The organism is Rhodococcus jostii RHA1, assembly GCF_000014565.1.
GTDB classification, from domain to species: domain Bacteria; phylum Actinomycetota; class Actinomycetes; order Mycobacteriales; family Mycobacteriaceae; genus Rhodococcus_F; species Rhodococcus_F jostii_A.
The window spans coordinates 5,696,241-5,717,425 of record NC_008268.1 but is presented as its reverse complement, the minus strand read 5'-3'; the positions used below and the strand labels follow the sequence as shown (position 1 = coordinate 5,717,425).

Below are 21,185 nucleotides of genomic sequence, written 5' to 3'. Positions count from 1 at the left end.
AATAAGTACTCACGGCAAGGGACGGTGCCACGGACCCGTGATCGCCAACGTCAGCCCCGGCGACTGGATGTTCGCGAACAGGATCTTCCCGTCCGCGCTGAACGCCGGGCCGCAGAACTCGCTGTCGTTCAACTCGTTCCGCGCCATCGCGAACGGCTCGCCCTCCGCCGTGACGCCCACGAGGTGGCTGATCCCTTCGCCGTCCTCGGCGAGGATCACGCCGCCGTACGGCGAGACGGTGATGTTGTCGGGCCCGTCGTAGTTTCCGGTGTCGGCTGCGGGATCGGGATTGACACCGAACAGGGTCTTCAGCGTGACGGTCTGCTTCGCCGGGTCGTAGAACCACACCTGGCCGTCGTGCTCGGCGACGCTGCCGTCGCTGGTCCGCGCGTAGCTCGCGACGAAGTAGGCACCGCCGTCGCCCCACCACTGCCCCTCCAGCTTGCGGCTCCGGGTGACGACGTCGTTCCCGGGCTGCTCACGCACCGGCGTGCTCGTCGCGTCACGGTCCGGCACGCCTACCCACTGCACGGTGTACACGGTTCCCGGCTCGGTGGCCTGCGACAGGTCGGGGACGTCCGTTCCGCCCTGGAAGCACGCCATCGCCTGGAGAGCGCCCGCGGCGTCGCCGCCCGAAGACTGCGCGAGTTCGCGCAGCGCGTTCGGCCCGCCCCGGAGACGCTGCGGCGGCGTCCACCGGTAGTACAGGCCGTTCGGCCCGGACGCGTCCTCCTTGAGATAGATGGTGCTCGACGCCGGATCCACCGCCACGGCCTCGTGCGCGTACCGGCCCAGGAACTTCAGCGGCACAGGACTTTTGCCCCTGTTCCCGTCCTGACTCGCCGGGTCCACCTCGAAGACGTAACCGTGGTCGAGCAGGAACCCGTCCTCCCCCGCGCGCGCCTCCGTCTCCTCGCAGGTCAACCACGCCCCCCACGGGGTGATGCCGCCCGCGCAGTTGTTCACGGTGCCCGCGACGCTGACGTACTGGCCCTGCCGTGCCCCGTCGGCGCCGACCGCGGTCGTGGTCGTGCCGCCGCGCGCCCGCGTCGTACGTCAATCCCTCGAGAGCGGGCACGCCGAACGGTTCGTCGCTGCCGATCTCGTGATTGGTGACGAGTGTGGAACCGCCGGGTCGCGCGAACACCCCGATGGCGTCGGGATCGCTCGGCACCGGTACGCCACCGTCCAACTGCGTCTCACCCGACCGGGAGACGACGGTGTACGAAAAGCGTCTACGTAGATCTCATACTATCTGCCACTTGCGTGGCGGGCGTGGGAGATGGACGTGTGTCACGGCTACCCGCATCACCGTGCGGCGGTGCGGGTTTGACCGTGTCCCACACCGACGCTTGTGATGCAGGAACATGCTGATTCGGAGTCACCCCCAACCGCGGTGTCACGGTGGGCAGGCTGCGGCGGACCCGGCGATGCCGCGGCCTACGCGGTGTCGGACCGTTCTTGTCGCGGCACCGGCGCACCGGCGCATGTTCGGCGACCCGGATCGCGGGCATCTGCCCACGCCGGCGGGTGGCTTTGTTTCTGCCGAGGAGCGCGCGTTTGGCCAGGTTCACCCCGGCGATGTGGTCCCGGTTGCCGCCGACCCGGCAGCATGCACACCACGCGGTGTGGTAGCCGCCGGGGCGCGCAAGTGGTTCGTCGCAGCTCGGACATTGCGCGGACGATCCCCGGGCAGGCACCGAAACCACCGCGATACCGACCTCGGCGGCGGTGTGCGCGAGGGCGTCGACCGCTTGGCGGCGGGCGGACTGCGCGGCCCGGTTGTTGTTGACCCGTCCGTGCCCGCGGGTCTCGAGGGTGGTGAGACCTTCCACCGCAATCAGCTGCGCCTGGGTGTCGGTGGCGTAGTCGGTGACCTGGCGGGCGAAGTGGAACGCCAATTCCCGGTTGATCTTCCCCCGCTTGATACCCACCGCCTCGCGGTGGGCGTCGAGGACGGCGATCTTCGCCTCCAGCTGGGCGCGGACCTCAGATGGGGCGGTCGCGGCCAGTTGGGGCAGGCGAGCCGCCTTGGCGTGCAGCAGCTGCCCCTCGGTTTGCAGGCGGGCCATTTGATCCCGAGGCCTCGGTCGTCGTACGTGAAACCCCGATAGTCCGAGACCACACCCTCCGGGGTGTGTGTCGCGACGGCGGCGGCACCGAGAGTGGACGGAGACCAGTCCACGCCCACCGCCGTCGTTCCCGAGGTCAGATCAGCGGCGGAGACCGCTTCGGTGGCAGCGCACCGCAGCCGGTGGTCGAGGGCGAGGGTCGGGAGATGCCACTCGCTGATCGGCCGCCGGTGCAGGTGCGGTGGGATCGCGGCGGTCACCCGGACTCGTCGCCACTGCGCACGCCCTGTCGGGGCGGCGGCGGTGGGCAGTTTCACCGTCAACGTCATGACGGCGTCGGTGACGGTGAGGTGGACACGAACGCCGGACGGACGAGGGCGTCGACGCTGCCCGCAGTGCCACGCCGAGGCCCGCGCGCGAACCGCATGCGAACTTCCCCTGTGAGTACTTCTCACCCCCCGCGGTTGATAAGTACTCACGGGCGTTGACATGTGACCAAATGGTCACCTATTGTCGATTCATGGACGACGATCACGTCTTCAAGGCGCTGGCCGATTCCACCCGCCGCCTGATACTCGACCGATTGTTCGCCCAGGATGGTCAGACGCTCACCGAACTCGAGTCGCAGGTCGAGATGACGCGATTCGGGGTCATGAAGCATCTGCGTGTGCTCGAAGACGCGGGGCTCGTCGTCACGCGCCGCTCCGGCCGGGAAAAACTTCACTACCTCAATCCTGTGCCGATACAGCTGATCCACAACCGGTGGATCGACAAATACACCGAGCGTCACACGAGTGCGCTCGCTCAGCTGAAAGCCGAACTGGAGGAAGAGAAATGACTACCGCCGACGCAATCCAGATCTATGCGGTCTACATCAAGGCGACGCCGGAGGCCATCTGGGATGCCATCACCAAACCCGAGTGGTCGCAGCAGTACGGTTACGGCGGCCTGGTCGACTACGACCTCCGCACGGGCGGCGCGTTCCGATCGCGCGCGGACGATGCGATGAAGGAATACCCGGGCGTGCCCGACGTGATCGTCGACGGCGAGGTGATCGAGTCCGATCCGCCGAAGAAGCTGGTGCAGACGTGGCGGATGCTGATGGACGCCGACAACGTGGAGGGTTTCACCACCCTGACCTACGAGATCGTGCAGTCTAGCCGGCCCGGAGTCGCGAAACTGACTGTCACACACGACCTCACCAACGCACCGGGCCTGGCCGAGATGGTCGCGGGCAAGCGGGAGTCCGAGGGCGCGGGCGGCGGCTGGAACGAGGTGCTGAGCGGAATGAAGACTCTGCTCGAGACGGGGCAGCCGATGGTGAACTGGGGCTGACCGTCGGGTCGGTGGGCGCGAGGGCCCGACATCTGTCGGACGGCCGCAGTAAGCTCCAACCATGACGGCTGCGCAGTCGCTCGACGGGGATTTCCTCGCACTCGCCGACCCTTACCGGCGCGAGTTGCTCGCCCATTGTTATCGCATGATGGGCTCGCTTCACGACGCCGAAGACCAGATGCAGGAAACCTTCATCCGGGCTTGGCGGGGGTACGACGGCTACCAGCAGCAGGCGTCGCTGCGGACATGGCTGTACAAGATTGCCACCAATACGTGCCTGACGGCCCTGCAGAGCAAATCCAAGCGTCCGCTGCCGAGCGGGCTGGGGGCTCCCGACTCCGACCCGACCGCCGACCTCGTCGAGCGACACGAGGTCCCGTGGCTCGAACCGCTCCCCAACCGCCTCATCGACGACGACGCGAACGATCCCGCCACCGTCGTGACGTCGCGCGAGTCGGTGCGGCTGGCGTTCATCGCCGCCCTTCAGCATCTTCCCGCACGTCAGCGTGCTGTTCTCGTCCTCCGCGACGTGTTGCAGTGGAAGGCGTCGGAGGTCGCGGCGGCTCTCGGCACCACCACGACGGCGGTGAACAGCTTGCTGCAGCGCGCACGCGCGCAACTCGAACTGGCCACGCCGACGGCCGACACCCTCGTCGAACCGGAGTCCCCCGAGGAACGCGACCTCCTCGACCGGTACGTCGCCGCGTTCGAGAACTATGACATCGACGCGATCGTCGAACTGTTCACCAAGGACGCCGTCTGGGAGATGCCCCCGTTCGACGGCTGGTATCGCGGCGGCCCTTCGATCGGCACCCTGATCAGAGGAAACTGTCCGGCCAACGCTCCGGGAGACATGCGGCTGGTGCCCACGGCGGCCAACGGACAGCCGGCCCTCGGCCTGTACATGCGCGGGGAGGACGGCGTCCACCGGCCGTTCCAACTCCACGTCCTGGACGTGACGGCCGACGGGGTCTCCCATGTCGTCTGCTTCTTCGACGTCGATCTGTTCGAGAAGTTCGGACTACCGGACACCCCGCCCGCCTGACTCCTACCGATGGCGCGGAAAACGCGTCCGTACATGAAGCGTCTACATAGATCTCATACGTCCTACCACTGACGTGGCTGGCGTTGGAGATGTATGTACTTCACGGCTACCCGTAACACCGTGCGGTGTTGCGGGTTCTACCGTGTCCCACACCGACGCTTGTGGCGCAGGAACAATCTTTATCTGGTTCACCCCCACCGGCGGTGTCGCGGCGGGAGCACTACGACGGACACGGCGATGCCGCGGCCGGCTCGGAGTGGGACTCTTCTTGTCGCGGCATTGGCGGACCGGCGCGTGCTCGGCGACCCGGATCGCGGGCATCTGCCCACGCCGGCGGGTGACGTTGTTCTTGCCGAGGAGCGCGCGTTTGGCCAGGTTCACCCCGGCGACGTGGTCGCGGTTGCCGCCGACCCGGCAGCGGGGACACCATGCCCGGTGGTAACCGCCGGGGCGAGCCAGTGGTTCGTCGCAGCCCGGACACAACGCTGAGGATCCGCGTGCTGGTACGGACACCACCGTGACACCGACACCGGCGGCGGTGTGTGTGAGAGCGTCGACGGCTTTGCGGCGGGCGGATTGCGCGGCCCGATTGTTGTTGACGCGTCCGTGCCCGCGGGTTTCGAGGGTGGTGAGGTCTTCCACCGCGATCACCGTCGCGCCCGCTACGGCGGCGTAGTCGGTGACCTGGCGACCGAAGTGGAAGGCGAGTTCCCGGTTGATCTTTCCCCGTTTGACGCCGACAGCGGTGCGGTGCCCGTCGAGGACGGCGATCTTCGCGTCGAGTTGTGCTCGGACCTCGGGGGGTGCGGTGGCGGCCAGCTGGGTCAAGCGAGCAGCTTTGCGGTGCAGCAGTTGACCTTCGGCTTGCAGGCGCGCCAGTTTTATCCCGAGGCCTCGGTCGTCGTACGTGAAACCCCGATAGTCCGAGACCACCCCGCCCGGGGTTTGTGTGGCGACGGCGACGGCACCGAGTGTGGACGGGGACCAGTCCACGCCCACCGCGGTCGTTCCCGATGTCACATCAACGGCGGGGACTGCGTCGGTGGCAGCGCACCGCAACAGCAGACCTCGGTGGTCGAGGACCAGGGTCGGTAGATGCCACTCGGTGATCGGCCGCCGGTGCAGGTGCGGTGGGATCGCGGTGGTCATCCGGACTCGTCGCCACTGGGCGCGTCCTTCCGGAGCGGGAGTGGTGGGGAGTTTGACGGTCAACGTCATGACGGCGTCGGTGACGGTGAGGTGTGCGAGTTGTCGATCCGCTGCGGAAAGCCGAGCCATCGCCGAGGTCCGCGGTGGTGCTTGCACGTCCGTGATCCGCAGGCGCTCCTCTGCCGCCCCGGCGGTGCGGGCTGAGTGCGCTTTGAGCTGCCGCACCACGCCTCGGGCGAATCCGGGCGGGACGTACTCCGCGGCCGCCGTGGGTGCGGCGAGGCGGCCGGTGGCCGGGTCGAACCGGGCCGACAGTGCCGTGATCGCGGTATCCCGGTATGACAGAGCCCGCAAAGTGCCTACCGCCTGCGCGGTCACCACCCGCGTGACACGCGACGGAACGTAGACACCGTCCGGGTAATGCGGGGTCCAGCCGAGACGCGCAGCCGCGACATGCCCGTGCCTCGGGAGTTTCCGACCGTGGCTGTCACGACCGGTAGCGAGAACATCGAAGGTGGCCGGTTGCCACAAACCCGACAGCAGGTGCGCTTCGGCGCCCGAGATCAGGCCGAGCATCCACCCGACACGAACGTCGACGTCGTCGAGCCCGATCGGCTCACCCGTCGCGTCATCGACAGCCAGGTACGGGCGGGTGGTAAACGAGAACTGCCGCAGCGCAGTGAAACCGGAATCGGCCATCAGCTAGCCCCTCTCCCACCGTGCCGGCGCATCGCCGAAGAAGCCGACGTTGACTCCGCTTCGACCACAATCGGTGAAGCGGCCGGAAAACGACGCGAGCACTGCCATGAAGTCATCCATCAGCTCCTCTACCAGCGAAGTGTCCCCATGCTCCCGCAGGATCTCGACCTTAACGCCGACCACCGACAGGTAACGCACGATCCACGCCACCGGAGAACCGCGCCAACCGATCCCGCCACACCACTCGCACCACCGTGACGTGACCCCCGGCTGCGTCGTCGATGCATCCGATTCAGTCCTGCTCGGGTCTCCCGCAGACCTGAACCACGATCCGTGGTTGACCCGGTACACGGTGCCGGTGGCACTCGCACGCAGCATCTTTTCCTAATTGGCGAGCTTGGATCCTGACCGGTCGAGCCGGACACCCGGCAGTACAACGCTTCCACCCCGCCGGGGCTGGAACACTCTCCGGTGTAGGTCGACCCAGGTAGACGTCGAGATCCTGCCGATCGACGACTCGCTGACCGGAACCTGTCCGCCGAGAGGGTAACCGGCCCTCCGACGCGGCCTTCCGGACCCCCACCACCGACATGTTCAGGTATGCCGCCGCCTCGCCGATGCGCATGATCCGATAGCCACAGGAAGGATTAGGAAGTACTCGACATTACGTCAACAGTTGAGAGCCTTCGTCCTGGAGCTTGCCCCACGACGTCCCGCCGGAGGCGAGAGCCTTGTCGACGAGGCTGTCGACTTCCTCGCGGCTGTCGGCCGAGATACACATGAGGGCCTCGATGGACTTGGACGTGTCGCAGATGCCGCCCTCGATGAAGTCCGTGAACCGGGACTCGACGAGGAGCATCACGGACGTGTGCTCGTTGATCACCATGGCGGTGCAGGAGTCGTCGCTGAACGTGGTGTTGAACTCGAAGCCGAGTCCGCCGAAGAACGTCTTGGTCGCGTCGAGGTTCTTGATCGGCAGGTTCACGAAGAGCATCCGGGACATGTGATTCTCCTTCTCGGGTTCCGCCCAGTGCGGAAGGTCATCGATACAGACCGCAGCGGTGCGCAAAACTCATCGGCGTCCGATCGTCCGATCCTCTCAGCTCTCGGCGAGGTCGAGGAACGAGCCGATCATGATCCGCCCGGCGGCTTCCACGTCGTCCAGGTGTTCCCCCGACGGGGCGGTGTCCGGCGGCATGTGAGCCTGCATCACCGGTAGCTGCCCGCGGGTCAGTTCGACGTGGAACTGCAACCCGTACGCGCGGCGGCCGATCGCGAAGGCCTGATTCTCGTAGAGGTGACTGCTCGCCAGCCGGACCGCGCCGTCGGGGAGGTCGAAGGTGTCGCCGTGCCAGTGGACGACGGGCACCTCGGCACGGACCGAACCGAACACGGGGTCGCGCGTCCCGTCGTCGGACACGGTGACCGTCCCGGCGCCGTTCTCCGGGGTCGGCCCCCGGCGGATCGCGCTGCCGAACGAGGCGGCGAGAAGCTGGGCGCCGAGGCAGATTCCCAGCATCGGGAGTCCGGCGTCCACAGATTCCTTGATGAAGTTTCGCTCTCGCGGAAGTTGCGGGTGGGTAACGTCATCGCGTGCGCCCATCGGACCGCCCATCACCACGAGGCCGCCGATGTCGTGAACGGCCGGCAGTTCGGACGCTCGGTACATGGGGTACTCGGTGTAGCGAATTCCCCGCTCCGCCAGCAAAGTACCGACGAGTGCCGGCCCTTCGAACGGCACGTGCTTTACAACCGCCCAGTGCTTGTTCATGCCACAATTCTTACCGAGTAGGGACTTTCGGCCCTATGCAGGCCGGGATTCGCGAATTCCGCACTGAGTGCACAAAATTCGGATGTTCACACGGAGTTCATGTTCGGTGTACTCCACTCGAATGACACCATCCAAACTGGACGCTTGTCTAGTGGCATGGCTCACGCGAAACCTGTAGAAATACGACGTCACGCTTTCGTGACCCGTCCCATATCAATTAGTTATCCGGTGGTGGTCCCTGACAAACGGAACGTCACCATCTCCCGTTACCTCAGACCACAGACGAGCCCTCCCGCGATCCGGGAAGTCGTCTACGGGATGGAAAGGGCCTCAGATGCCGCTCCCCATGTCCCCTCTCGACTCGATGTTCCTTCTCGGCGAGTCCCGTGAGCACCCGATGCATGTCGGCGGCGTGGAGATCTTCCAGCTCCCGGAAGGCGCCGACACCTACGACATGCGCGCGATGCTCGACCGCGCGCTCGCCGACGGCGACGGAATCGTCACCCCCCGGCTCGCCAAGCGAGCCCACCGGTCCTTCTCGACGCTCGGTCAGTGGAGCTGGGAGACCGTCGACGACATCGACCTCGGTCACCACATCCGGCACGACGCGCTGCCCGCCCCCGGGGGCGAGGCGGAGCTGATGGCACTCTGCTCGCGGCTGCACGGATCGCTGCTCGACCGCAGCCGCCCGCTGTGGGAGATGCACCTGATCGAGGGACTGGGCGACGGACGGTTCGCCGTCTACACCAAGATCCACCACGCGGTCGCCGACGGCGTCACCGCGATGAAGATGCTGCGCAACGCGCTCAGCGAGAACTCCGAGGACCGGGACGTGCCGGCACCGTGGCAGCCGCGGGGACCGCGGCCGCAGCGGACGCCGTCGAAGGCGTTCAGCCTGTCGGGTCTGGCCGGTTCCACGTTCCGCGCGGCCCGCGACACCGTCGGTGAGGTCGCCGGGCTCGTGCCCGCGCTCGCCGGCACCGTGTCCCGCGCCTTCCGCGACCAGGGCGGCCCGCTCGCCCTGTCCGCACCCAAGACCCCGTTCAACGTGCCGATCACCGGTGCCCGCCAGTTCGCGGCGCAGTCGTGGCCGCTCGAACGTCTCCGGCTCGTCGCCAAGCTGTCCGACACCACCATCAACGACGTCGTGCTCGCGATGTCCTCGGGAGCGCTCCGCAGCTACCTCGAGGATCAGAACGCGCTGCCCGCCGAGCCGCTGATCGCGATGGTGCCGGTGTCGCTGAAGAGTCAGCGCGAGGCGTCGAACGGCAACAACATCGGGGTGCTCATGTGCAACCTCGGCACCCACCTCCCCGATCCGGCGGATCGCCTCGACACCATCCGGACGTCCATGCGCGAGGGCAAGGAGGCGTACGAGACGATGAGTGCCACGCAGATCCTCGCGATGAGCGCTCTCGGCGCGGCACCGATCGGCGCGAGCATGCTGTTCGGGCACAACTCGCGGGTGCGCCCGCCGTTCAACCTCATCATCTCCAACGTTCCGGGCCCCAGCTCGCCGCTGTACTGGAACGGGGCGCGACTCGACGCGATCTACCCGCTGTCGGTGCCCGTCGACGGCCAGGGCCTGAACATCACCTGCACCAGCAACGACGACATCATCTCGTTCGGGGTCACCGGCTGCCGCAGCGCGGTGCCCGACCTGAAGTCGATCCCCGCCCGGCTGGGGCACGAACTGCGCGCCCTCGAGCGCGCGGTCGGAATCTGACCCTAGGGACTCTTACGGTCGCTGTGCCCGAGGTGGCGGTCTGGTGCCACCCGGTCCCGGACCAATTGCTTGAGCACGGTGATGTCGGGGAAGCCGCCCTGCTCCTTGCGGTCCCAGATCAGTTCGTCGTCGACGGTGATGCGGAAGATCCCGCCGGTGCCGGGGACGAGCGCGACCTCGCCGAGTTCTTGCCCGAACGTGCCGAGTAGTTCCTGCGCCATCCACGCTGCACGTAACAGCCACTGGCACTGGGTGCAGTAGGTGATCGCGACCCGGCCGTCCGTGCTGCTCGTCGTCATCGTGCCAGGTTAACCGAAGGTGCTCCCCCGCTTGCTGTTCGAGTTGCACGGAGGACACCTGTTCGTCATGCGGACGTCAGCATCCTGAGGCAGACTGTCGATCGCCATGCTGTGCCCCTCGACGAAAGGAAGCCGCCATGTCCACCGCGCTCGAAGAATCGCGTCGCCACGCCATCGAGCTGACCAACGAGAAGATCCAGGCCGTCAAGGACTTCTTCACCAACATCTTCCGCCTGGACACCACGCACCGCACCGAGGCCTGAACAACGGGGGGAGGTCTTCGCCGAGAAGGCCTCCCCGTGTTCACCGGATCCTCTCGAAGAACTGCACGACCTCCGCGGTGCGGAAGTGGTCTTCCGAGACGTGCGGTCCGCTCACCTCCACGAACTCGACGGCGTCCGAGCCGCGGCGGAGCATCTCGACCCACGGTCCCGTGACGCCGGCGATGTTCGCCACCTCGTCCTCCCGCGACGCGTACACCCGAATCGGCACTCCGACATAGTCTCCCGGCTCGTGCCGGACGGCGTCCCAGCGCTCGGTCTTCGATTCGAGGTCCTGCCCGTCCGCGGACAAGCGGAAGGCGTCCCGCACGGTGTCGCGTCCGTGTTCGCCCCGTTCCCACACCGCGCGCAGCGACAGCGACGGAGCGATGAACACGGCTCCGTCCCACGCGACCTCCCGCAGGCGTACGGCGTTGGCGGCGGCGTTACCACCCATCGATTCGCCGATCAGGAAGCGGCGTGTCACCGGCCACCGATGCGACACCCACTCGTCCAGTGCGACCACCGCGTCCTGCGCCGGCCGGTTTCCCCACTGGTCGCCGTGCAGGTACGGGCTGGCGACCAGGTAGCCGGCGTCCAGCAAGCCGTCCCGCAGGCCGGCGCGGTCGCCGATCGACCTCTCGTCCCCCGTCCGCCCGTGCAGGTAGTACGCGACCGCGGACGGCGTCACCCCGCGCGGCACCGCGACCACCGCACGATCGCCGGAGCGCGGGACGGTCACCGCGTGCTCCTCGTACGTCGTGAGGTGTGCCGTGCGCCGCGTCAGCGGTTCGGCGGACCCGGCACGAAGTATCACCCCGCCACGCTAACAAGCGGGGACGCGACGTGCCGGGCGGCGATCTCCGACCCGGCACCGGTTTCGCCGAGGAGGGCCGACCGCCGGCGGCACGCTCCTATAATTCGTACCCTGAGCCCTAGCTGCGAGGGGGACCGATGGCCGGCTTCCTGCTACGACGAGCGCTCAACTACGTGGTGCTGTTGCTGCTGGCGTCGTTCCTGACGTTCAGTCTCGCCTCGCTCACGTTCCGTCCGCTCGACAGCCTGGAGCAGCGCAATCCGCGGCCACCGCAATCGGTGATCGACGCGAAGGCCGCCGAACTGCATCTGGACGATCCGATCCCGGTGCGGTACGCGAACTGGCTGGGCGGCGTGGTCCACGGCGACTTCGGCACCACCATCACGGGTCAGCCGGTGTCGGACGAGCTGGGTCGCCGGATCCTGGTGAGCATGCGGTTGCTGATCCTCGGTTCCGTGATCGGAGCGGTGCTGGGTGTGCTGATCGGCGCCGCCGGTGCGATCCGGCAGTACAAGTTCAGTGACTATTTCAGCACCGTCGTGTCGCTGCTGATTCTCAGTGCGCCGGTGTTCCTCGTCGCGACCCTGCTGAAATACGGTGCTCTCCAGATCAACTCGGCCACCGGCAACCAGATCTTCCTGTACACCGGCGAATCCTCGGCCAGCACGATCACCGGGTTCTGGCCGCAGTTCGTCGACCGCGTGCAGCATCTCGTGCTGCCGACCATCGCGTTGGCGTTGGGCAGCATCGCCGGTTACAGCCGGTACCAGCGCAACGCGATGCTCGACGTTCTGGGGAGCGACTTCATCCGGACCGCGCGGGCGAAGGGACTGACCCGGCGGGCGGCACTGCTCAAGCACGGGCTCCGTACGGCACTGATCCCGATGGCGACGCTGTTCGCCTACGGTTTCGGGGCGCTGGTCGTCGGCGCGACGTTCACCGAGACGATCTTCGGCTGGCACGGTATCGGCGAGTGGATCGTGATCGGCATCGACAATCAGGACACGAACATCGTCGTGGCGATCACGTCGTTCACCGGGCTGATCGTGCTGTTGTCGGGGCTGCTCTCGGACGTGGTGTACGCGGCGCTCGACCCGAGGGTGCGTGTCGGGTGACCGAGATCCAGATCGCGTCCACCGATGCGGCGGTGTCGGCCGTCGGTCGCCGGACCCTGCTGTGGCGGCGGTTTCTCCGGAACAAGCCCGCCATCGCCGGGGTGTGCGTCCTGGTGCTGCTGTTCGTGGGCAGTTTCGTCGGACCGTACCTGCTCCCCTACGACTATCAGCAACTCGACTACACCGCGCTGCTGCAGCCGCCCAGCGCCGAACATCCGTTCGGCACCAACCAGATCGGCCAGGACGTTCTGGCCCAGACGTTGCGCGGGCTGCAGAAGTCGCTGATCATCGGGATCTGCGTCGCGATCTTCTCCACCGCCATCGCGGCGCTCGTCGGTGCCCTGGCGGGGTATGTCGGCGGCTGGCCGGATCGGGTGATCATGTGGCTGGTCGACCTGCTGCTCGTCGTTCCCAGCTTCATCATCATCGCCGTGTTCACTCCGCGGCTGAAGTCCTCGAGCTCGATCGCCCTGCTGATCCTGCTGCTGGCGGTGTTCGGCTGGATGATCACCGCCCGGATGGTCCGGGGAATGACGCTGAGCCTGCGCGAGCGGGAATCCGTCCAGGCGGCCCGGTACATGGGCGCCCCCACCCACAAGATCATCACCAGCCACATCGTCCCCAACATCGCGTCGATTCTGATCATCGACGCGACCCTGAACGTCGGTGCCGCGATCCTTGCCGAGACCGGGCTCAGCTTCCTCGGGTTCGGTGTCCAGAAACCGGACATCTCTCTCGGGTCGCTGATCGCCGACGGCACCGAATCCGCCCTCACCTACCCGTGGCTGTTCCTGTTCGCGGGCGGACTGCTGGTGATCACCGTGCTGTCGGCGAACCTGGTGGGCGACGGTCTGCGTGACGCGGTCGACCCCAGCTCGACGCGCGCCCGGTCCCGCAAGAGGAAGACGATGGCGACGCGGTGACCGGGCAACCGCTGCTCGAGATCGAGGACCTGCGGGTCAGCTTTCCCAGCGAGGAAGGCCGGATCGAGGCGGTCCGCGGTGTCGGCTACAGCGTCTCCGACGGCGAGGTGCTGGCCATCGTGGGTGAGTCGGGTTCGGGCAAGTCGGTGGCGTCCCTCGCCGTGATGGGTCTGCTGCCCGAGCACGCGCGCGTCACCGGCTCCATCCGGTTGCAGGGCCGCGAGCTGCTGGGCATGGGCGACAAGGAGCTGTCGGCGCTGCGCGGGAAGACGGTCAGCATGGTGTTCCAGGACCCGCTGTCCGCGTTGACGCCGGTGTACCGGATCGGTGACCAGATCGCCGAGGCGCTGCTCGTCCACGGTAGGGCGAGCAACAAGAAGGATGCCGCGCAGCGTGCCGTCGAGCTCCTCGACCTGGTAGGGATACCCGATCCGGCGGTGCGCGCCAAGGCCTTTCCCCACGAGTTCTCCGGCGGCATGCGCCAGCGCGTCGTGATCGCCATCGCCATCGCCAACGACCCTGCGCTGATCATCTGCGACGAACCGACCACCGCCCTCGACGTGACCGTGCAGGCGCAGATCCTGAACCTGCTGCGCAAGGCCCGCGACCTCACCGGCGCCGGCGTCGTGATGATCACCCACGACATGGGCATCGCCGCGACGCTGGCCGACCGCGTGGTGGTGATGTACGCGGGCCGGGTGGTGGAGTCGGCGCCGGTGCGCGAACTGTTCGCCGAACCCCGAATGCCCTACACCGCAGGGCTGCTCGTGTCGGTGCCGCGGATGGATGCACCGATCCGGAGCCGCCTGGTCTCGATCGCCGGTGCCCCGCCCGCGTTGCATTCGCTGCCACCGGGCTGCACGTTCGCGCCGCGCTGCCCGCTCGCGGTGGACGCCTGCCTGCTCGCCGAGCCGGAACTCGTCTCGACCGGACCCGGTCATCAGACTGCGTGCATCCGCGTCGACGAGATGGGCACCCGAGACCTGTTCACGGCGTATCGGCGGGACCAGCCGGCACCCGCCCCCACCGCGGAGACGGCACCCGAACACCGGGTGGTGTTGCAGGTGACCGATCTCGTGAAGACGTATCCGATCACCAGCGGTCTGGTGTTCCGCCGCAAGCGGGGCGAGATCCGAGCGGTCGACGGCATCAGCTTCGACATCCGAGCCGGCCGCACGCTGGCGCTGGTGGGTGAATCCGGCTCGGGCAAATCGACCACGTTGACGCAGATTCTCGACCTGGCCGCGCCGGAATCCGGTTCGATCGCGGTGCTGGGCGCCGACGTCGCGGCGCTGAGCCCACCCGAGAGGCGCGCGATCCGGCGCAAGATGGCGGTCGTCTTCCAGGATCCGACGGCGTCACTGGACCCCCGGCTGCCGGTGTTCGACGTTCTCGCCGAGCCACTCCGGCTGGACGGCCGCAGGCGTGAGGAGGTCGGCCGCCGGGTACCGGAGTTACTCGACCTCGTCGGGTTGCGCCGCGAGCACGCCGATCGCTATCCGGCGGATTTCTCGGGCGGCCAGAAGCAGCGGATCAGCATCGCCCGGGCGCTCGCACTCGACCCGGAACTGCTGATCCTGGACGAGCCGGTGTCGTCGCTCGACGTCTCGATCCAGGCCGGGGTGCTCAACCTCCTGCGCGATCTTCAGGAGCAGCGGGGCATGTCGTACCTGTTCGTCTCCCACGACCTGTCGGTGGTCCGCAACATCGCACACGACGTCGCGGTGATGTACCGGGGCAGGATCGTCGAGTCGGGGGCCGCGCAGACGATTTTCGAGAATCCGCAACACGAGTACACCCGGGCGCTCCTCGAGGCAATTCCCGTTCCGGATCCGACGTTTTTGGCACACTAGCGTCAGCGAACTTCGAGGAAGGGCACCCCATGAGGATTCGTTCGGCGCGCACCCGCCTCGCGGTATCGATCCTGGCCATCGGACTTGTTCTCGGTGGCTGCGGCGGTTCGGACACCGGTGATGTCGAGGCCGGATCCGGATCGATCGGCACCACCAACGACATCAACCCGCACGACCCCAGCGAGCTGCGCGACGGCGGAAACCTGCGGTTGGCGTTGTCGGGCTTCCCCGCGAACTTCAACACGCTGTCCAACGACGGCAACGACACCGAGATCGGCGCCATGCTGAAGCCGATGATGCCCCGCGCGTTCAGCACCGACGCCTCGGGAGCGCTGTCGGTGAACCACGACTACTTCACCGACGTCGCGCTCACCGGCACCGACCCCCAGCAGGTCACGTACACGATCGACCCGAGGGCGGTGTGGTCCGACGGCACCCCGATCACGTGGGCGGACATCCAGTCCCAGGCCGCGGCACTCAGCGGTGAGAACAAGGACTTCCTGATCGCGAACACGTCCGGGTTCGAGCGGGTGGACAGGGTCGAGCGCGGCGTCGACGACCGTCAGGCGGTGATCACGTTTGCCGAGCCGTACGCCGAGTGGAAGGGCCAGTTCGCGGGCAATTCGATGCTCTACCCGAAGTCGGTGACCGCGACCCCCGAGGCGTTCAACGAGAGTCTGCGCGACGGGGTCACGCTGACGTCGGGACCGTTCCGGATCGCGTCGATCGACAGGGCGCAGAACCGAATCACACTGGGCCGCAACCCCGCGTGGTGGGGTGACACCCCGAAACTCGACACCATCACCTACAGCGTGCTCGACGACGCCGCGCGCATTCCCGCTCTGCAGAACAACGAGATCGACGCGTCCGGACTGGGCACCATCGACGAGGTGAAGACCGCACAGGGTTCGGAGGGAATCGCGATCCGCCGGGCGCCGGGAAACCAGTTCTCGCACATCACGTTCAACGGCGCGGAGGGATCGATCCTCGCCGATCCGGAGTTGCGGGTGGCGCTGTCCAAGGGCATCGACCGGCAGGGCATCGCGACCGCGATCCAGAACGGTCTGGTCGACGATCCCCAGCCGCTGAACAACCACGTCTACCTCAACGGTCAGGAGGGCTACCAGGACAACAGCGCAGCCGTCTCCTACGACCCCGAGGAGGCCGCGAGGCGGCTCGACGAACTCGGCTGGACACTCGACGGCGAGTTCCGGGAGAAGGACGGGCGCAGGCTCGAGATCCGCGACGTCATGTACCAGTCGACCACCTGGGTTCAGATCGCACAGATCCTTCAGCAGAACCTCGCGCAGATCGGCGTCAAACTGAACATCGACACCCGCGGCGGCACCGGATTCTTCACCGATGTCATCCAGCCCGGCGACTTCGACATCGCCCAATTCTCCTGGGTGGGTGACCCGTTCCCGCTCAGCGGCCTGCCCCAGATCTACGCGTATAACCCCGACGACCTGCAGGGCAATTACGGCCGGATCGGTTCGCCCGAACTGAACGCGCTGATCGAGCGAACGATCTCGGAACTCGACCCGCAGAAGGCGATCGAACTGGCCAACGAGGTGGACACCGCGGTGTTCGAGGAGGGGTTCTCGCTGCCGCTGGTGCAGGCGCCGGGCAATGTCGCGGTGCGCGACAACCTGGCGAACTTCGGCGCCGCCGGACTCGCGTCCTACGACTACACGAAGATCGGCTTCCTGAATTAGCGGGTTCGCGGCCATCCGCTACCCCGTTGCCGTCGGCGCGTGTGCGCTGGTGGTGTGCGGAGCGTTCGCCGTCGTCGCCGACGCCGATCAGCTCAGCGCACTGGTCGTGGTCGCGGCGACGGTGCTCGGTGTCACCGGCTACACATGGTTCGCTGCCACCCGTTCGGGGTCGGAGCCGGGGCGCCCTGCCACGGTGCACCGGGTCCGCCAGCTGCATCGGCTGACCAGCAGGTCCTGGATCGAGGTTCGTGAGGAACCGGGTTCACTGTGGATTCCGGTGTTCTTCGATCCCGTCCTGATCACCCTGCCGACCCCGACCGCGGCGACCGTGCACTGCGCGGGGCGTCGCCGTGTCGTCGTCTGGGAAAACCGTCGACTGCTCCCCTCCGGTCGAGCGCGTCGCTCGGAGCCGGCCGGGCGGTTGATCGACAACCCGTCGCGTCCGGATCCGGACGGTCCGGTGCGCGCACGGACGGCCGCTCGGCCGGTCCGCCGACTCGTCCTCGACGCCCAATTCGCGGTCGCGGCGCCGTTCGTCGGGGCATTGTGGGTCTACGTCGCGGGCGGTGGACTGCCGGCGTTCGCCGGCGCGACGTGTGTGGCGGCGGCCGTCGCGGTGTGGTTGGCGGCCGTCCGCGGCTCCGACCCCAGCTGAGGGGTCAGGACATGGTGACGCCCGCGCTGACGAAGCACGGCAGCAGTCCGGCGATCTCGCTCAGCACGGGGCCGAACCCCACGGCGGCGGGAACCGGGTCGTTGACGAACGCGACACCCCGGAACCCGGTGGTGAGGTTCGTGAACTGCACGACGGCGCCGTTCCACTGCGCGAGCGGCGCGGCGGTGGTGTACCGGATCCGGTCGGGCGCGACCCGCTCCGCGTTGAACGTCAGCCACGCGCCGGGGGCGCAGGTCGACATCGAGCCGGGGATGAAGGGCGCCGCGGAGACGGCCGAGGGCACTGCGAACGACAGTGCGCCTGCCACGGCGATCACTGCACCCAACCGGCCCACCACTTGTCGAGTAGACATCGGAATTCCTTTCGGGGCGCGCCAATCCGTCTCCCCGAGTACGGCGGAACCGCGTCACTGAGTGTGAATACCAGGTCAGAGAATTATATCCCCGCGGGTACCTCCCACCGCCAGGGTCAGGAGGCGTCACCCACGTCCAATTCGAGACGGTCCTCCTCGAGCCGCACCACCCGGACGGTGCGCAAGTCGCCCGCCGCCGTGGTGACCTCGAGCCGCCCGTCCTCGGCGGGCACCCACGTGCCTTCACGTGGTTCGTCGGCGTCTCCCTGGCCGATCACCCAGTCGACGAACGAGCCGTCCGGCCGGAATTCGATACCGCCACGCCCCCTCGCGCGCGGGAAGTCGAATCCGGCGGGCCTGTACACGCGGACGCCGTCGTGGTCCTCCTCGAACGAGTGCCGCCATCGTCCCGCGGCACTTCGGGAAACCAGCGCGGACGCGGCGGACTCCGTTCCCCCGGGCCGCCCGGTCCACAACTGCTTCCGGACGCCGTCGAGGCACGCTCCCATCCGCGCGCCCTGCCCCTTGGTGAACATCACCATCCCGGCGTCGTCCGTGTAGTCCATGTAATCCATGAACAGGTCGCCGTGGGGGCCGTTCCCGCAAGTGATGTGCGGGAATCGCGGCATCCCGACGTTCTGCCCGCCCTGATTGGGGGTGTCGCCGACCTCGTCGGAGCCCCGGCACCCGGTGCCGTCGTCACCCCAGATGTGGAACAGGTTGAAGTAGTGCCCGATCTCGTGGGTCGCGGTGCGCCCGAGGTTGAACGGGGCCCGTGCGGTGCCCGTCGTCCCGAACGCGGTGTAGGTGATCACGACGCCGTCGGTGGCGACCGGACCGCCGGGGAACTGCGCGTAGCCGAGCAGACCACCGCCGAGCGCACAGACCCAGATGTTCAGGTATCTCTGTGTCGGCCACGGATCGGCGCCGCCGGTCTCCGCGGATTTGACGCCGTCGTTCTGATCGAACGCATCGACTTCGGTTGCAGCTCGGGTGATTCCGTTCGTCGCCCGTCCGTCCGGATCCGTGTCGGCGAGGTAGAACTCGATTTCCGCGTCGCCGACCAGATGCTCGAACACGGACGGAACGGTGTCCACGTCGTCGTTGGTGGCCCGGAAATCCTTGTTGAGCACCGCGATCTGGCTCTCGATCTGCGCGTCGGAGATGTTCTGCGCCGCAGCCTTCCACACGACGTGAACGACGACCGGAATCCGTGCGACGCCGCGAGCGGCGATCGACTGCAGCGATTCCAGGTCGATGGTCTGGTTCTCGATCTCCGATCGGGCGATGCGATACGACTCCGACTCGGTCAACAACCGGCGGTGCACGTCCATCGCCCCGCAGGTGCGCTGCGTGGGCAGATCGATCGCTGATTCGTTGGTGCTCATGGCGTCGGGCTCCCTTTCGGTTTCAGAGAATCAGGTCCTGGGGACGGATCAGTTCGCGAGGCAGGGCGCTCGCCTCGATCCGCTCGAGCGGATCGGCCGCGATGCACGGGTCCAACCCGAGCCCGGTCAACTGGGCGATCCGCCGCACGGGCACCTGGAACGTGCGGTACGCGCCGTAGGAGAACGCCTCCTCCCCCTCGGCGAATTCGTCGAGCAGGGCGGCCTGGCTGAGCAGGTATCCGGTGACCGAGAGACCGCCGTTCTGCTTGACCATGGCCACCGTCTTCCAGAACTGACGCGGCAGCGCCACCCCGCGGTATTCGGGGTCGTCGGGCGCGAGAACGGGTCCGGTGACGACACTGACGGCGAGGTCGGCGTTGTCCGCGTTCTTCAGGACGTAATCCTCGAGGCCCAGCCACAGGGTCTGGCCCGCGTTGAAATTGTGATGTTGCGGAGTGCAATTCGTGAAGTGGAACGTGTCGTCGTTCGCCGCCTTGGCGAGCGGCCCCCACGCCGGGTCGAGTCGGCGCACCAGGTGTCCGCGGTCGAGCGGATTGTCCCGATACACGTCCTCCCCCGTCTGCTGATCGGCCGGAAGTCGCGGGTCGAGAATCCATCTGTCGCTGTCGCGCCGCGGGCTCTGCGACTGCGTTCCGTCGATGTTCACGGCAGTGAACAGCGCCAGCGCCCGCTCACGATGCATCACGACGCTGAAGTGGTGGTACTTCAACTCCGGTGACGCGACCGACGGTGTCCCGGGCCGCGGAAGGGGTAGCGGCACACGCAGGAAGTTCGCGTCGTACCCGCCGCGCGTGTTGTAGTTCGGGTCGATCGAGATCGCCTCGGGCTCAGCGGGTCGCCGGGCGGCGGCCGGTGAGTCGACGGAGCCGAGACGCACCGTGATCTCGAGGGGAACCCGGACGGTCACTTCCCGTTCGTGTTCGACGGCCGGGGATGCCGTCGGGGCCGTCCGCTCCGCGCGGACGATGTCGTCGACGAGGTCACGCGACTGCGGGGTGAGGTTCTGCGCGCGCACGTACTCGAGGATGCGGCTGATGCGCACGCCCTCGTTGAGGACACCACCGAACTCGGTGTGTTGTAGCGCCCGCACGCTCGCGTGATGCAACGCGACCACCTCCCACTGATCGTTGAAGACCGGCGAACCCGAGGATCCGGGTTCCGTGTCGGCCGAGTAGTGCAGAAACCGCTCGGGTATGTCGACAATACGGTTCTCCCGCAGGGCGATCTGCTTCTTCTCGCCGCGGGGGTGCTGCACGATGGTCACGAATTCGCCGATGACGGCCTTGCCCTCCGCCTGGATCAGCGGGTTGAAACCGAACTGGGCGAGCGTTCCGGGTTCGGCTCCGACGGCGACGAGCGCGAAGTCGCGTTCCCGGTCGGCGAGGTAGAACCGCCCCGGGTCCAGCGGGAACATCTGCACGGGGCGCGGTTTCCCGTCGATGCCGTCCTGGTAGTCGAACTCGATCACGCTGCTGCGCGCCGTGTCCGCGTTCGGCAGCACATGATGGTTGGTGAGCAGCAGGGTGGGTGAGACGAGGAAGCCCGTGCCGTAGCCCTGCAGGGTTCCCCGCGCGTCGCGGATGTTGACGCGCCCGATCGACCGGGCGGCGGCGGCGCCGGCATCGAGGTATCGGACGCCGACGAAATCGGCTGTGTTGATTATTTTCTCGAGAACCTGATCCGGAAGGGTGTCCGACGCCCAGTCCCCCGCCGCGTAGTAGCGACCGAGCCGGTTCACCCGCTTCGCGATCCGTTCGGGAGTGTCCGCGGCGGCGACGCCTCCGGGGCCGTTGAGTGCGTCCACGTGCTCGCCCCGCTGCGGTGCCCGTTCGCGGGCACGCAATTCCGCCGCATCGCGCTGTCGCTGCCGTTCCGCCTCGAACGTTCCCCCGGGCATCGCGCGCTGCGCCTGTCCGTCTCCGATGTTGTCGACGATGGTCATGACTCGGTCCTCACGTAGGTCGGGCGG

Annotated in this window: 19 protein-coding genes and 3 pseudogenes; 10 read left to right on the top strand and 12 right to left on the bottom strand. The window is 67.4% G+C overall.

Features of this window, described 5'->3' with window-relative positions; all coding sequences use genetic code 11:
• Positions 1-9 precede the first annotated feature (9 nt).
• Positions 10-1,231, bottom strand: a pseudogene (locus RHA1_RS26205) (alkaline phosphatase PhoX); the annotation flags it as partial.
• Between the two features lie 4 nt (positions 1,232-1,235).
• A pseudogene (locus tag RHA1_RS26200) lies at positions 1,236-2,401 on the bottom strand (zinc ribbon domain-containing protein); the annotation flags it as partial.
• A gap of 191 nt (positions 2,402-2,592) precedes the next feature.
• On the opposite strand from RHA1_RS26200, the gene RHA1_RS26195 reads away from it, so the two are divergent.
• The 3 genes from RHA1_RS26195 (at position 2,593) to RHA1_RS26185 (ending at position 4,452) form a co-directional block, all read left to right on the top strand.
• Positions 2,593-2,910, top strand: coding sequence for an ArsR/SmtB family transcription factor (locus RHA1_RS26195; RefSeq protein ID WP_005573288.1), 318 nt, complete (start codon positions 2,593-2,595; stop codon positions 2,908-2,910).
• The gene (locus RHA1_RS26190) at positions 2,907-3,407 is read left to right on the top strand and encodes an SRPBCC family protein (RefSeq protein WP_011597554.1); all 501 of its coding nucleotides are present in this window, start codon (positions 2,907-2,909) and stop codon (positions 3,405-3,407) included. The genes RHA1_RS26195 and RHA1_RS26190 overlap by 4 nt, the downstream gene beginning before the upstream one ends.
• A gap of 61 nt (positions 3,408-3,468) precedes the next feature.
• Entirely contained in the window at positions 3,469-4,452 is a 984-nt protein-coding gene (locus RHA1_RS26185) for a sigma-70 family RNA polymerase sigma factor (RefSeq protein ID WP_011597553.1), read from the top strand.
• Between the two features lie 42 nt (positions 4,453-4,494).
• Here the strand turns inward: RHA1_RS26185 and RHA1_RS26180 are convergent, their stop codons facing one another.
• The 5 genes and pseudogenes from RHA1_RS26180 to RHA1_RS26165 all read right to left on the bottom strand — a co-directional run bounded on the left by RHA1_RS26180 (position 4,495) and on the right by RHA1_RS26165 (position 8,071).
• On the bottom strand, positions 4,495-6,300 hold the full coding sequence (locus RHA1_RS26180; protein WP_011597552.1) for a zinc ribbon domain-containing protein: 1,806 nt from the start codon (positions 6,298-6,300) through the stop codon (positions 4,495-4,497).
• Between the two features lie 3 nt (positions 6,301-6,303).
• Positions 6,304-6,510 (bottom strand): recombinase family protein, encoded by a 207-nt coding sequence (locus tag RHA1_RS26175; protein ID WP_041812040.1) that lies wholly within the window; start codon positions 6,508-6,510, stop codon positions 6,304-6,306.
• Positions 6,511-6,592: 82 nt separating this feature from the next.
• Positions 6,593-6,925 (bottom strand): excisionase family DNA-binding protein, encoded by a 333-nt coding sequence (locus tag RHA1_RS46380; protein ID WP_011597551.1) that lies wholly within the window; start codon positions 6,923-6,925, stop codon positions 6,593-6,595.
• A gap of 57 nt (positions 6,926-6,982) precedes the next feature.
• Positions 6,983-7,303: pseudogene (locus RHA1_RS26170) on the bottom strand (VOC family protein); the annotation flags it as partial.
• Positions 7,304-7,399: 96 nt separating this feature from the next.
• The gene (locus RHA1_RS26165; RefSeq protein ID WP_011597549.1) at positions 7,400-8,071 is read right to left on the bottom strand and encodes a type 1 glutamine amidotransferase; all 672 of its coding nucleotides are present in this window, start codon (positions 8,069-8,071) and stop codon (positions 7,400-7,402) included.
• A 334-nt stretch (positions 8,072-8,405) separates the two neighbouring features.
• Between RHA1_RS26165 and RHA1_RS26160 the strand changes: the two genes are divergently transcribed.
• Positions 8,406-9,797, top strand: a complete 1,392-nt coding sequence (locus RHA1_RS26160) for a WS/DGAT/MGAT family O-acyltransferase (RefSeq protein ID WP_011597548.1) — start codon at positions 8,406-8,408, stop codon at positions 9,795-9,797.
• A gap of 2 nt (positions 9,798-9,799) precedes the next feature.
• Here RHA1_RS26160 and RHA1_RS26155 read toward each other — a convergent pair whose 3' ends face one another.
• The gene (locus RHA1_RS26155; protein ID WP_011597547.1) at positions 9,800-10,096 is read right to left on the bottom strand and encodes an Rdx family protein; all 297 of its coding nucleotides are present in this window, start codon (positions 10,094-10,096) and stop codon (positions 9,800-9,802) included.
• Positions 10,097-10,233: 137 nt separating this feature from the next.
• On the opposite strand from RHA1_RS26155, the gene RHA1_RS52950 reads away from it, so the two are divergent.
• Positions 10,234-10,359, top strand: a complete 126-nt coding sequence (locus RHA1_RS52950) for a hypothetical protein (protein WP_005257351.1) — start codon at positions 10,234-10,236, stop codon at positions 10,357-10,359.
• Between the two features lie 40 nt (positions 10,360-10,399).
• Here RHA1_RS52950 and RHA1_RS26145 read toward each other — a convergent pair whose 3' ends face one another.
• On the bottom strand, positions 10,400-11,173 hold the full coding sequence (locus RHA1_RS26145) for a serine aminopeptidase domain-containing protein (protein WP_011597546.1): 774 nt from the start codon (positions 11,171-11,173) through the stop codon (positions 10,400-10,402).
• Positions 11,174-11,310: 137 nt separating this feature from the next.
• Here RHA1_RS26145 and RHA1_RS26140 point away from each other — a divergent pair, with 137 nt between their 5' ends.
• Genes RHA1_RS26140 through RHA1_RS26120 form a run of 5 tightly spaced genes read left to right on the top strand, consistent with a single transcriptional unit; the run spans position 11,311 to position 17,434 of the window.
• Positions 11,311-12,288, top strand: a complete 978-nt coding sequence (locus tag RHA1_RS26140) for an ABC transporter permease (protein ID WP_011597545.1) — start codon at positions 11,311-11,313, stop codon at positions 12,286-12,288.
• Positions 12,285-13,211 (top strand): ABC transporter permease, encoded by a 927-nt coding sequence (locus RHA1_RS26135; protein WP_011597544.1) that lies wholly within the window; start codon positions 12,285-12,287, stop codon positions 13,209-13,211. The genes RHA1_RS26140 and RHA1_RS26135 overlap by 4 nt, the downstream gene beginning before the upstream one ends.
• A complete protein-coding gene (locus RHA1_RS26130; RefSeq protein WP_011597543.1) occupies positions 13,208-15,064 on the top strand; it encodes a dipeptide ABC transporter ATP-binding protein in 1,857 nt (618 codons plus the stop codon). The genes RHA1_RS26135 and RHA1_RS26130 overlap by 4 nt, the downstream gene beginning before the upstream one ends.
• 29 nt (positions 15,065-15,093) lie before the next feature.
• Positions 15,094-16,779, top strand: a complete 1,686-nt coding sequence (locus RHA1_RS26125) for an ABC transporter family substrate-binding protein (RefSeq protein ID WP_011597542.1) — start codon at positions 15,094-15,096, stop codon at positions 16,777-16,779.
• 49 nt (positions 16,780-16,828) lie between these two features.
• Positions 16,829-17,434 (top strand): hypothetical protein, encoded by a 606-nt coding sequence (locus RHA1_RS26120; RefSeq protein ID WP_011597541.1) that lies wholly within the window; start codon positions 16,829-16,831, stop codon positions 17,432-17,434.
• 4 nt (positions 17,435-17,438) lie between these two features.
• Here RHA1_RS26120 and RHA1_RS26115 read toward each other — a convergent pair whose 3' ends face one another.
• The 3 genes from RHA1_RS26115 to RHA1_RS26105 form a co-directional block, all read right to left on the bottom strand.
• Complete coding sequence (locus tag RHA1_RS26115) at positions 17,439-17,807, bottom strand: hypothetical protein (protein WP_009478367.1); 369 nt, start codon at positions 17,805-17,807, stop codon at positions 17,439-17,441.
• A gap of 116 nt (positions 17,808-17,923) precedes the next feature.
• Entirely contained in the window at positions 17,924-19,195 is a 1,272-nt protein-coding gene (locus RHA1_RS26110; RefSeq protein ID WP_011597540.1) for a zinc metalloprotease, read from the bottom strand.
• Between the two features lie 22 nt (positions 19,196-19,217).
• Positions 19,218-21,158 (bottom strand): DNA/RNA non-specific endonuclease, encoded by a 1,941-nt coding sequence (locus RHA1_RS26105; protein ID WP_011597539.1) that lies wholly within the window; start codon positions 21,156-21,158, stop codon positions 19,218-19,220.
• Positions 21,159-21,185: the final 27 nt, after the last annotated feature.